Source organism: Nocardia sp. NPDC004168 (assembly GCF_040610355.1).
GTDB classification, from domain to species: Bacteria; Actinomycetota; Actinomycetes; order Mycobacteriales; family Mycobacteriaceae; genus Nocardia; species Nocardia sichangensis.
Genome location: NZ_JBEXME010000005.1, coordinates 70040 through 82142, shown reverse-complemented (window position 1 = coordinate 82142; position 12103 = coordinate 70040). Strand labels below are relative to the sequence as shown.

General features: G+C 67.7%; 11 protein-coding genes. 7 read left to right on the top strand and 4 right to left on the bottom strand.

Going from position 1 to position 12103, the window contains the following annotated elements; all coding sequences use genetic code 11:
* Positions 1–15: 15 nt before the first annotated feature.
* The 3 genes from pdhA to ABZW96_RS12155 all read right to left on the bottom strand — a co-directional run bounded on the left by pdhA (position 16) and on the right by ABZW96_RS12155 (position 3999).
* The gene (pdhA, locus tag ABZW96_RS12165; RefSeq protein ID WP_355073905.1) at positions 16–1182 is read right to left on the bottom strand and encodes a pyruvate dehydrogenase (acetyl-transferring) E1 component subunit alpha; all 1167 of its coding nucleotides are present in this window, start codon (positions 1180–1182) and stop codon (positions 16–18) included.
* Positions 1183–1192: 10 nt separating this feature from the next.
* A complete protein-coding gene (gene lpdA / locus ABZW96_RS12160) occupies positions 1193–2644 on the bottom strand; it encodes a dihydrolipoyl dehydrogenase (RefSeq protein WP_355073903.1) in 1452 nt (483 codons plus the stop codon).
* A 158-nt stretch (positions 2645–2802) separates the two neighbouring features.
* The gene (locus ABZW96_RS12155) at positions 2803–3999 is read right to left on the bottom strand and encodes a helix-turn-helix domain-containing protein (protein ID WP_355073901.1); all 1197 of its coding nucleotides are present in this window, start codon (positions 3997–3999) and stop codon (positions 2803–2805) included.
* Between the two features lie 271 nt (positions 4000–4270).
* Between ABZW96_RS12155 and ABZW96_RS12150 the strand changes: the two genes are divergently transcribed.
* From ABZW96_RS12150 to ABZW96_RS12125, 6 genes are all read left to right on the top strand, one after another.
* A complete protein-coding gene (locus ABZW96_RS12150) occupies positions 4271–4669 on the top strand; it encodes a TOBE domain-containing protein (protein WP_355073899.1) in 399 nt (132 codons plus the stop codon).
* Positions 4670–4674: 5 nt separating this feature from the next.
* Complete coding sequence (gene modA, locus ABZW96_RS12145; protein ID WP_355073897.1) at positions 4675–5460, top strand: molybdate ABC transporter substrate-binding protein; 786 nt, start codon at positions 4675–4677, stop codon at positions 5458–5460.
* A 50-nt stretch (positions 5461–5510) separates the two neighbouring features.
* Positions 5511–6269: a molybdate ABC transporter permease subunit gene (gene modB, locus ABZW96_RS12140; protein WP_355074425.1), complete on the top strand. Its 759-nt coding sequence runs from the start codon at positions 5511–5513 to the stop codon at positions 6267–6269.
* Positions 6266–7315, top strand: a complete 1050-nt coding sequence (locus tag ABZW96_RS12135) for an ABC transporter ATP-binding protein (RefSeq protein WP_355073895.1) — start codon at positions 6266–6268, stop codon at positions 7313–7315. The genes modB and ABZW96_RS12135 overlap by 4 nt, the downstream gene beginning before the upstream one ends.
* Positions 7316–7544: 229 nt before the next feature.
* A complete protein-coding gene (locus ABZW96_RS12130) occupies positions 7545–9452 on the top strand; it encodes a glycoside hydrolase family 15 protein (protein ID WP_355073894.1) in 1908 nt (635 codons plus the stop codon).
* Between the two features lie 14 nt (positions 9453–9466).
* Entirely contained in the window at positions 9467–10861 is a 1395-nt protein-coding gene (locus tag ABZW96_RS12125; protein ID WP_355073892.1) for an MFS transporter, read from the top strand.
* 28 nt (positions 10862–10889) lie between these two features.
* Here the strand turns inward: ABZW96_RS12125 and ABZW96_RS12120 are convergent, their stop codons facing one another.
* Complete coding sequence (locus tag ABZW96_RS12120) at positions 10890–11294, bottom strand: hypothetical protein (protein ID WP_355073891.1); 405 nt, start codon at positions 11292–11294, stop codon at positions 10890–10892.
* Positions 11295–11534: 240 nt separating this feature from the next.
* Between ABZW96_RS12120 and ABZW96_RS12115 the strand changes: the two genes are divergently transcribed.
* Positions 11535–12071, top strand: coding sequence for a hypothetical protein (locus ABZW96_RS12115; RefSeq protein WP_355073889.1), 537 nt, complete (start codon positions 11535–11537; stop codon positions 12069–12071).
* Positions 12072–12103: the final 32 nt, after the last annotated feature.

Sequence of the window (12103 nt, the reverse complement as noted above, 5' to 3'; positions counted from 1 at the left end):
GCCACGGTGATGTCCTTAATGGGTGAAGAGCGGATCGGCGGGCAGGCGACGCGAATCGCCCGCCACGGGCGTCGCGTAGTTGTAGTCGAACAGGCTCGACGGCTCCGGATGGGGGCTTGTGTCGGCGAATTCGACCGCCGCGGCGACCGCGGCCGTCACCTCCGCTTCGAGCGCGGCCACGGACCGATCGTCCAGCACACCGGCGGCGAGCAGCGCGTCGCGCCAGCGCACGATGGGATCGTTGCCGCGGGCGATCGAGACCGCCTCTTCGGTACGGTATTTCGCCGGGTCGACCACGGAGTGGCCTTTGAGGCGGTGACTGACCGCCTCGAGCAGCGCGGGTTTCTTCTCGCGCCGAGCGGTTTCGATCAACTCACCGGCCACATCGCGGACGGCGAGCACATCGGTGCCGTCGACACGCTCCCCGCGCATGCGGTAGGCGGCGGCGCGCTTCCACAGATCCGGCTCGGCGGAGGAGCGCTCGACCGTGGTGCCCATGCCGGTCTGGTTGTTGATCACCAGGAACACCACCGGCAGGTTCCACAGGGCCGCGATGTTGAGCGACTCGTGGAACGCACCGATGTTCGTCGTGCCCTCACCCATCTGGCACACCACCACGTCGTCCTCGCCGCGGTAGTCGATGGCCAGCGCCGCGCCGACGGCCAGCGGAACCTGGCCGCCGACGATGGCGTAACCGCCCAGCATGCGAGTCGCGGTGTCGTACATGTGCATGGAACCGCCCCAGCCCTTGGAGGTGCCGGTGGAGCGGCCGTACAGTTCCGCCATGACGCGGCCGGGCTCGATGCCTTTGGCCAGCGCGTATCCGTGCTCGCGGTAGTTGGTGAACAAATAGTCGGTCGGGTGCATGGCCGCGCCGAGACCGATCACGGTGGCTTCCTCGCCCAGGTTGAGATGGCAGTAGCCGCCGATCTTCGCCTGCTGATAGCTTTGGGCGGTGCGCTCCTCGAACCGGCGCACGAACAGCATGTCGCGGTACAGGCCGCGCAGGCTGTCGGGATCCTCCGCGGCGATGCGCGCGTCGGCCGGAACGGAGTCGTCCTGCGTCCGTGCGGGTTCGGCGGCGTCGCTCTTGCGCTCCTCGGCGACCGACGCGGAGGTGTGTGCGGCCGTCGACCGAGCCGTCTTGCGACTCGGTTTGCGGGATGCGGTGCTGGTGGTCACGGCAGGCTCCTCAACGCTTCCGGGGCGGGATGTGCACGGGCAGTCCGAGTCCGGCCATGGCCGCCTCCATGCCGATCTCGCCGAGAGTGGGGTGGGCGTGGATGGTGTCGGCGAGTTCGTCGAGGGTCGCCTCCAGCGCAATGGCCAAGGCGCCTTCGGTGATCAGGTCGCTGGCCGACGGGCCGATGATGTGCACCCCGAGCACTTCTCGATGACGCTGTCCGGCAACGATTTTGACGAAGCCCTCGGTTTCGCCGAAGGTCTTCGCCCGGCCGAGTGCCGCGAAGGGAAATCGGGCGGTGACGACCTCGTGCCCGGCGGCGCGGGCCTTCGCCTCGGTGAGCCCGACGCTCGCGATCTCCGGGTGGGTGAAGGTGGCGGCCGGGATCGCGGTGTAGTCGATGTGCGCCGGATGGCCGGCGATCACGTCCGCGGCGGTGATGCCCTGATGCGAGGCGACGTGTGCGAGCAGGGCACGCCCGGTGACGTCACCGATGGCGTAGACGTGTTCGACGCCGGTGCTCAGCCGTTCGTCGACGGGGATGAATCCCCGCGGGTCGGTGTCGATTCCCGCGCGGTCCAGGCCGAGGTCGGCGGTGTTGGGACGGCGTCCGACGCCGACAAGTACCACGTCCGCGTCGAGTTCACCGGCGTGCTCGCCCGCGACGGTGACGCGCAGGGCATCGGTTCGCGCGATGGCTTCGACGGTCGAGCCGGTGAGCACGGTGATGCCGCGCTTGGTGAACGACCGTCCCAGGGCGGCGCCGACGTCGGCGTCCTCCAGCGGCACCAGGGTGTCCTGTAGCTCGACGACGGTGACCCGGCTGCCGAAACTCGCGAACAGGCTGGCCCATTCCGCGCCGACCGCGCTGCCGCCGATGACGACGAGGCGTTCGGGCACCTCGGTCAGCCCGAACGCGCCGTCGGAGGTGATGACGCCCGGCAGATCCGCGCCCGGAATCGGCAGCCGAGCGGGCACCGATCCGGTCGCGATGATCACGTCGCTCGCGCTGATCGTCCGGGTGGCGGTGGCTGTCGGAGCGGCGGCGTAGCGGGGGCCGCCGGGGAAGATCGGCGATTGTCCCGCCTCGAATACCTCGACGCTGGTCGGACCGGTGAAGCGGGCGTGTCCCTCGATCACCGTCACGCCGTTCGCGGCGAGCAGGCTCGCCACACCGTCGGTGAGTTGCTTGACGATGCCGTCCTTGCGCTGCCGCACCGCGGCGAAGTCATAGCGCACGTTGTCGGCGTATACGCCGAAATCAGCTGCGGCGGTGACGGTTTGGAAGATCTCGGCGGACCGCAGCATCGCCTTGGTCGGAATGCAGCCCCAATTGAGGCAGACGCCGCCCGGGCGCTCCTTCTCCACCAAGCCGACCCGCAGGCCGCGCTGGGCCGCGCGGATGGCGGCGACGTACCCGCCCGGGCCGCCGCCGACCACCAGTAGATCGAAATCCGGCACTCGTGGTGCTCCTCGTCCTCGATGATCCGATCCGCCTCCGGTTGTGGGGCGAATCATCGCTATCGAGTGTTGCCGTAGCGAACTGCACAGACAATTGCCACGAAGCCCAGTAGTGCAATCGTCGGATTGGGCGCAGCGCCCAATCCGATGAGGTCGGATCAGGCTCTCTCCGCCGTCCGGTCGAGGTCGAGGGCGGCCAGGGCCAGCGACAGTTCCACATAGCTGCGCTGGCCTTCGAGCGGGCGGCCGAGCAAGGTCGAGACGCGATGGAGGCGGTTGATCACGGTATTGCGGTGGCAGTGCAGCCGTATCGCCGCATGGGCCGCCGAGCAGTCGTGCGCCAACCATGCCGCGAGCGTGTCGAGCAAGGTCGTGCGCTCGGCGGCGGGCAGCGCGAGTACCGGACCGAGGGTGTGGGCGACCAGCATGTCGGTCACGTCGGTCGAGCGCAGCAACAGCGCATGTTGGAAGCGTTGGTGCAGCGGCACGAGTCCCGTCGCGTCCTCGGGCAAGGTTTGCAGGGTGAGCAGTGCCCAGCCGTGTGCGGTGCCGACCTGCGCCAGGCCGCCGACGGTCGGCGAGGCGCCTGCTCGTCCGCGAACGTGCGGTTCGATCCGTCGCAACACCGAGGCGACGTCGTGGCGCTCGACCGCTATCAGCCCGACCGTCGAGTCGACGCGATCGTGCCACACCGAACGAATGCCGACCGCGGCCAAGGCCGCCTCGGTGCCGGTGTGCATCGCCTCGCCCGCATCGCAGGCGACGACGACGAGATAGTCGCTACCGGCCGGAAGGTTCAACTCACGCGCGGCGCGCGCGGCGAAGGTGGTGTCGTTGCCCCGGCCGGCGAGCAGGTCCTCGATCAGGGCGTGCCGACGGCGTTCGTCGCTGCGCAACTGCTCCAATTCGGTATTCCGGTAGGACGTGACCAGCGACGTGGACAGCCCGTCGATCACGGCCCACAACGCGGTGCCCGCCGCGCGGATCTCGCCGGGAGCGAGATCGTCCGCTCGGTCGAGCAGGACCTCCCAGACGATCCGGCCGCCGAGCCGGAACGTGCGCAACATGGCTTCCAGCGGCACGCCCTGCTCGGCACGGCGGCGGCCGATGGACGCGGCGACATCGTCGTCGAACGCGGTCGTCGGAGCGCCCAACCGGTCGAGGATGCGGGTTACGTACCGGCGGCAGCCGTCGACCAGATCCGCGCGGGGTACCCGCGAATAATCGGTCCATTCGGGGTTTTCGGTGAAGATCTCCGAGATCAGCCGATCGGTCAGCGCGGGGATCTCAGCACGGCAGGCGGCCACCAATTCCTGCGTGCACGCGTCCGGATGCGCCTTCTTCGATATCGACATGTCGCTCGGGTTCCTTGTCGTCTGCCATGCGCCACGACTGCGCGAGCGGTGGCCTACCACGACCGTATAGCCGTCGGATTGCCGCATCGACAGGAACGCTCCACACCGACGGGTAGGTGACATCGCCGCACCGCGGCGCAGTCCGGCTTGTGAAGACATCGACAACGCCCTGCCGTCACGAGAAGCCGCCGGGCGCGGGCGAACGAGAGTACTCGAAGTAGCGGATCTGACCGACTATCTTTACCGTGAATGCGGCAATAAACTGTCGCTTGTGTCGAATCTACGGATCAGTGAGGCCGCCGCGTTGCTGGGTGTCAGCGACGACACGGTGCGTCGATGGATCGATCAGGGCCGTCTGACCGCGATTCAGCTGGACAACGGCCGCAAGGGTGTCAGCGGCCGCGAGCTCGCCGAGTTCCTGCGCGCCACTGCCGAGGCGCCCGCACCCGGTGCGACGGTCGCGGCGTCGGCCCGCAACCGGATGCGCGGGATCGTGACCCGGGTGGTCAAGGACACGGTGATGGCGCAGGTGGAGATGCAGGCCGGACCGTTCCGGCTGGTGTCGTTGCTGAGCCGGGAATCGGTGGACGAGCTCGGTCTGGAAGTCGGCAGCGTCGCTGTCGCATCGGTGAAGTCCACGCACGTCGTCGTGGAGATACCGGAGAGTTGACGAGGATGAAGTTGATTCGCAAGTGGGGTGTCGCCACCGCGACGGTGCTGGCTGTGGTGACCGCGGCCGGCTGTGGTTCGGACGATATGACCGAACACACCGGCGCCGAGCATGTCTCGGGCACGGTGACCGTGTTCGCCGCCGCCTCGCTGACCGAGACGTTCACCGAACTCGGCAAACAGTTCGAGGCCGCGCACCCGGGCGTGAAGGTGATCTACAGCTTCGGCGCGAGTTCGGCGCTCGCCGAACAGATCGATCAAGGCGCACCGGCCGACGTGTTCGCCTCGGCGGCGCCGAAGAACATGCAGCAGCTCCGCGACAAGGGCGAAGTCACCGCCGCGCCGGTCACCTTCGTGCGCAACAGGCTCGAGATCGCGGTGCCCAAGGGCAACCCGGGACACGTCACCGGGTTGGCCGATTTCGGCAGGACCGCGCCCAAGCTCGCGCTGTGCGCGGAGCAGGTGCCTTGCGGCGCGGCGGCCAAGACGGTGTTCGAGACGGCGAACATCATCCCGCAACCCGATACCCGCGAGCAGGACGTGAAGGCGGTGCTGACCAAGGTGACGCTCGGCGAGGTCGACGCGGCGCTGGTATACCGCACCGACGTGAAGGCGGCGGGCGACAAGGTCGAGGGCATCGATTTCCCGGAGTCCGGCAAGGCGATCAACGACTACCCGGTAGCGCCGCTGGCGCACGCGCCGAACGCGGCCGCCGCGGCGGCGTTCGTCGACTTCGTGACCTCGGACAAGGCCGAGACGGTCTTCGCCGCGGCGGGATTCGACACGCCGTGATCGCGCCCTCGCGGCGGCGGGCGGTGCTCGGGCGGCGACCGGTCGCGCTGATGCTGCCCGCAGGCTGCGGGCTGGCGTTCCTCGTCCTACCGCTCATCGGGTTGCTGGCGCGAGCGCCGTGGGCGACCATGCCGGATCGGCTGTTCAGCGTCGAAGTCGGCCAGGCACTGCGGCTTTCGCTGGTGTGCGCGACCGCGGCCACGGCGATCTGCTTGGTCCTCGGCATCCCGCTGGCCTGGGTGCTGGCGCGCGCCGAACTGCCGGGGCGCGGGCTGATCCGGGCCTTGGTCACCGTGCCGCTCGTGCTGCCGCCGGTGGTCGGCGGTGTCGCACTGCTGCTGGTGCTGGGACGGCGCGGGCTGATCGGGCGGTATCTCTACGAATGGTTCGGTGTCGCACTGCCGTTCACCACCGCCGGGGTGATCGTGGCCGAGGCATTCGTGGCCATGCCTTTCCTGGTGATCTCCGTCGAAGGAGCGCTGCGGGCGGCCGATCCTCGCTTCGAGGAGGCGGCCGCCACGCTCGGCGCCACCCGCTGGTACACCTTCCGCCGGGTGACCCTGCCGTCGGTGTTGCCCGGAGTGGTCGCGGGCGCGGTGCTGTGCTGGGCCCGTGCGCTCGGTGAGTTCGGCGCCACCATCACCTTCGCCGGTAACTTCCCTGGCCGCACCACCACTATGCCGCTGGCGGTCTATCTCGCGCTGGAGACCGATCCGGACGCCGCGATCGTGCTCAGCCTCGTTCTGCTGGCCGTCTCGGTCACCGTGTTGGTCGCGTTGCGCGAACGGTGGATCCGGGGAGCGATATGAGCTTGGAGGCCGACCTGCGGATCGACCGAGGGCATTTCGCGCTCGAACTGCCTCTCGCCGCCGCACCGGGCGAGGTGACCGCTCTGCTGGGACCGAACGGGGCGGGCAAGACCACTGCCCTGCGAGCCCTGTCGGGGCTGATCGCGCTAACCGGCGGGCACATCCGGCTGGACGGAACCACCTGGGACGCGCCACCGTCGGCGTTCGTGCCCGCCGAACGCCGACAGGTAGGCGTCGTGTTCCAGGACTACCTGTTGTTCGGGCATTTGTCGGCACTGGAGAACGTCGCATTCGGGCTGCGCGCCCGCGGATGTCGGCGTGCCGTCGCGCGGGAGCGGGCCACCGAATGGCTCGCGCGGGTCGGACTGGCCGATTACGCACTTCGCAAACCCCGGGCACTGTCCGGAGGACAGGCGCAACGGGTCGCCTTGGCCCGCGCGCTGGCCACCGAACCGCAGCTGTTGCTGCTCGACGAGCCACTCGCGGCACTCGACGCCGGCACCAGGGTCCAAGTGCGCTCGGACCTCGCCCACCATCTGCGCGACTACCCCGGCCACACCGTTCTGGTCACCCACGACCCCCTCGACGCCATGGTCCTCGCCGACCGGCTGATCATCCTCGAAGACGGCAAGATCGTCCAGCAAGGACCGCCCGCGCAGGTCGCGGCGAGACCACGCTCGGACTACGTGGCGACTTTGATGGGCCTCAACCTCTACCGCGGCACGGCTCGCGGCACGACTGTCGACCTGGACGGTGGCGGCAGCCTCACCATCGCCGAACCCGCGGAGGGGCGAGTCCATGTGGCCTTCGGCCCGAACGCGGTCGGCCTGCATCCGGAACAACCCGTCGGCAGCCCCCGCAACAGCTGGCCGGTCACGATCACCGGCATCGAGCAACACGCGCACATCACCCGGATTCGTCTCGACGGCGCGCCGCCCGTGCTCGCCGACATCACACCGGCCACCGTCGCCGAGCTGCGACTGCGTCCGGGCCAGCGGCTGTGGGCTGCGGTGAAGGCCACCGAAACTCGTTCCTACCCGGCATGATCCAGTGGCCGCGTCCAGCCGCCGTGTCGTCGGTCGAGCCGCCGAGATGCGCTGCGGCCAATTGCAAGCCGATGGTCTCCGCTGCGGCTGTCCAGTCGGAAGCGAGCTGAGCGACAGGCGCGGGTAGGTCGGGGCGATACGTCGTAGTCGCCTGTTTCAGATTTGCTATGTATAAGCTGTTCACTTTTTCGGTCGGCATGGAGCACACTGTGAGGGTCGCATCTCTCGAATGAGGGATGCGGCGATCGGTTGCGCTGGGCTGAGTTGTCCGTTCGGTCGATGCCACTGGAGGATTGCCATGAACGCGTATCCACCGATCGCGGAGCACGGCATTGTCGGTGATCTACAGACCGTGGCGTTGGTGTCCTCGGTGGGCACCATCAACTGGTGGTGTACTCCGCGATTCGACTCGCCGAGCGTCTTCGCCGCACTGCTCGACAGCGAGCGTGGTGGTAGCTGTCAGTTGTCCGCCGATCTGGCCGAGGCGGAGGTGACGATTCGTCAGCTGTACCTGTCGGACACGGCCGTGCTGGTCACCCGGTTCATGGCCGAGAGCGGGGTCGGCGAAGTCATCGATTTCATGGAGCCGATCCGCGATCGCGCCCCGATCGACCGGCATCGGCTGGTGCGGATTGCGCGGGTGGTGCGGGGCACTCTGCCGTTCGCGCTCAGCTGCCGACCACGGTTCGACTATGCGCGCGCCGCCCACACCCTCACAGTGCACGATCACCGGTCGGTGACCTTTCGCGGGCCGGGCACCGATCTGCGCCTGCAGGCAACCGACCCGGTGGCGTTGCGCGCCGAAGGGGATGATGTGTCCGCGCGCTTCACCCTTTCGGCAGGGGAGACGGCGGTGCTCGTGTTGACGAGCACGGACAGCGGGGGCGCCGCACCGGCGCCCCCGGAGCGGCAGGCTGTGCTCGCGGAGTTGGACGCGTGCCGCGCGTTCTGGCAGACGTGGTTACGATCGTCCACGTATCGGGGTCGCTGGCGGGACATGGTCAATCGTTCGGCGATCACGCTGAAGCTGCTGACGTATGCGCCCACCGGGGCGCCGATCGCCGCGGCAACCATGGGGCTGCCCGAGCAGGTGGGCGGCGAACGCAACTGGGATTACCGCTATACCTGGATCCGGGATGCGTCCCTGTCGGTGCGGGCGCTGAACGATTTGGGTTTCGCCGAAGAGGCGTATGCCTTCCGGCGCTGGTTGCGCGAGCGGCTGGAAGCCGGTGACACCACTTCTGGTGAGCCGTTGCAGATCATGTATCGCATCGATGGCGATCCTCGACTGGAAGAGGAGATTCTCTCTCATCTGGAGGGTTACCGCGGATCGGCGCCGGTGCGAGTCGGTAACGCGGCGGCCGATCAGATCCAGCTCGACATCTACGGTGAGGCGGCCGACGCGCTGGCGCAGATGTCCGATATCGGCGGAATCTCGGGCTGGCGGGCGATCGCGAACCTGATCGACTGGCTCACCGAGAACTGGGACCGGCGCGACGAGGGGATTTGGGAAACTCGTGGTGGTCAACAGGAATTCACCTACAGCCGTCTCATGACCTGGGTCGCGTTCGATCGCGGTGTACGGCTGGCGATCGAACACTCTCGGCCCGCGGACGTCGCGCGCTGGACACGGGAACGGGACGCCGTGTTCAACCAGATCATCGAGCGCGGCTGGAGCTCGAAGCGGCAGGCGTTCGTGCAGCACTACGCCACCGAGGTGCTGGATGCGTCGCTGCTGCTCATGCCGCGGATGGGCTTCCTGTCCTCGCAGGATCCGGCGTGGCTGAGCACGCTCGACGCGATGGACGAGGAATTGGTCAGCGACAGCCTGGTCTACCGTTACGACCCCGAAGCCTCCCCGGACGGCTTACGCGGCGTCGAGGGCACGTTCAATCTGTGCAGTTTCCTATATGTGGAGGCGCTGGCCCGTGCTGGGCGATTGACCCAAGCCCGCTACGCGTTCGACAAGATGCTCACCTACGCCAATCACGTCGGTCTCTTCGCCGAGGAGATCGGCCCGTCCGGCGAGCAATTGGGCAACTTCCCACAGGCGTTCACGCACCTGGCCTTGGTCGCCGCGGCGATGGCGCTGGATGAACAGCTCGACCGAGCCGAAGCTCGGCCGGACGGTTCCTGACCCGGGGCGCGCGGATGGCGGAGACGACCGGGTCCAGACCGCGTGGGGTGCTGCTTCCCCTCGCGCTGGCGCAGTTCATCTGTAGCTTCGCCGGTTCGAACATGAACGTGATGATCACCGACATCAGCGCCGACCTGAACACCACCGTGCACGGGGTGCAGGTGACGATCACGATCTTCCTGCTGGTGATGGCCGCGCTGATGATCCCCGGCGGAAAGCTCACCGACCGATACGGTCGCAAGCGATGTTTCGTCGTCGGCTTGGCCGTCTACGGCGTCGGTGCCGTGCTCAGCGCTCTCGCACCGGCGCTCGGTGTGCTGATCCTGGGCAATTCGATCCTCGAAGGTGTCGGCACCGCGCTGCTGATCCCACCGGTCTATATCCTCAGCACCCTGCTGTTCACCGAGACGACGTCTCGCGCACGGGCCTTCGGCGCCATCATGGCCATGGGCGGCATCGGCGCCGCGGCCGGACCGTTGATCGGCGGACTCATCACCTCCGGGCTGAGCTGGCGCGCCGCCTTCGGCTTCCAGGCTCTCGTCATCGTGGCGATCATCCTGCTCAGCCGCCGCATTACCGACCCGCTGCCCGCGGACCCCACGCGGCCTTTCGATCTCGGGGGCGCGATTCTGTCGGCGGTCGGCCTGATCCTGTTCGTCATGGGCATTCTGGCCGCCGACGACAATCTCTGGTTGATGCTGGCGCTGCTGGCACTCGGTGCGATGTTCCTCGCCTGGTTCTTCGTCTCTTGCCGCAACAAGGAGCGCGCCGGGCATGAGCCGCTGCTGTCGACCGGCTTGTTCCGCAACCGCACGTCCAACCTCGGCCTGGTCACCCAGAACGTCCAGTGGTTGCTGTTGATGGGCACCTCGTTCGTCGTCTCGGCGTACCTGCAGGTTGTGCGCGGATACAACGCCATTGAGACCGGCGTCATCTTCACCGCCGCCACCATCGGCCTGCTGGTCTCGTCACTGTCGGCCGGACGACTGGCGCGGCGCCGCGCCGCGCGCACCCTCATCATGGGTGGTTTCCTGGTGACCATCATCGGCGTGGTGGTGCTGCTGGCATTGGCGGGCAGCGCGCTGAACCCGTGGGCGTTCGCCCCCGGACTGTTGTTGATCGGGCTCGGCCTCGGCGTGATGCTCACCCCGTCGGTCAACGTGGTGCAATCCAGCTTCGGTGAGGAACTGCAAGGCGAGATCTCGGGGTTGTCGCGCAGCGTGTCCAACCTCGGCTCCTCGCTCGGTACCGCGGTAGCCGGGACCATCCTGGTCGCCAATCCGGGCGGGCATGCCTACGCCGCCGCGATGAGCGTTCTCGCCGCGATCGGCCTCGGCGGACTGCTCGCCGCGGCGCTGTTGCCCCGCCGCACGGTGTCGGCGCCGCCCGTGGCGTCGCGCGACACCTGACCCGGACCGGCACCGCGGCCGCTGCCGGTCACATGCGGCTCGGCTCCCAGGTCGTGACCGCCCAGATCACGACGACGTCCAAGGCGATGACGATGGTCGACCACCACGGGTAGTACGGCAGCCACAGGAAGTTGGCCAGGATCGACAGCGCGGCGAGGAACACCGCTGTGACCCTCGCCCACATAGCGCCGGCGATCAGCCCGACCGCCGCGATCACCACCAAGATGCCGAGAACGAGATGGATCCAGCCCCACGTGGTGGTACTGAACTGATAGGTGTAATTCGTACCGGAGACCAGAAGATCGTCCTTGGCGATCGCGGAGATGCCTTGGAAGATAGACAGGAGCCCAGCGGCCAACAGCAGGACCGCGGCGCCGATCGAAGTCGTGGCCGCGACCGCCTGCTTGGCGGAATGCTCATTGGTTGCTGACATTTGCCGGTCACCTCTCTCATCGGCGATGCATGGAGCTATGCATCGATCTGACGGGGCGTCTTGCCCGATCCGAATGGGACATACCGAAAACCTGGAACAACAGAGCCCGCATACGTCGCCGCGCGCCGGTGTTCAGCATAATCCCCAGCGATCTTCTGGCTACTATTTAGTAGGCCTTGCCGCGGGCTCGGCACGACTCGGAAAGACGGATGGCCCGGCGACGAACTCGGTGAGAGGTCGATGGAAGCCAGCAGACATGCACTCCTACACGGACCGCTGTTCTCCCGGAGCGCTCCACTGGACCGCCGCAATGCGGCCAGCCGGATCAGCGCCTACGTCTACGGGAACGTGCTGATACTCGCGGCGCTGATACCGGTGACGACCTCCGCCGAACACGTCGGCATCTTGATCGTCCTGGGGACGGCTTTCTCGACGTTCATCGCACACTCTTTCGCCGAAGGGGTCGGCCAGAGCGTCCAGCAGAACCGTCCGATCTCCGCTCGGGAGCGCTGGATGGACATGCGGGACTCCGTGCCGATCCTCAGCTCGGCGGTGCTACCTTGCGTGATCCTCGGCATCGCCGGTCTCGGATGGCTCGAACCGCGCACTGCGCAGCTGCTCGCGGAGGTGGTCATGCTGATCCGGATCGGCGGAATCGTGTTCGTCATCGAGCGGCTCAACGGTGCGCGTCCCCGGCGTTCGACCTTGCTCGAGGCCCTGCTGCTGGCGGTTGCGGCCACCACCGTCGTGGTGGTCAAGGTGATCATGACCCACTGATCGCGCGGATGCTGTGGCCGAACCACGCCTGC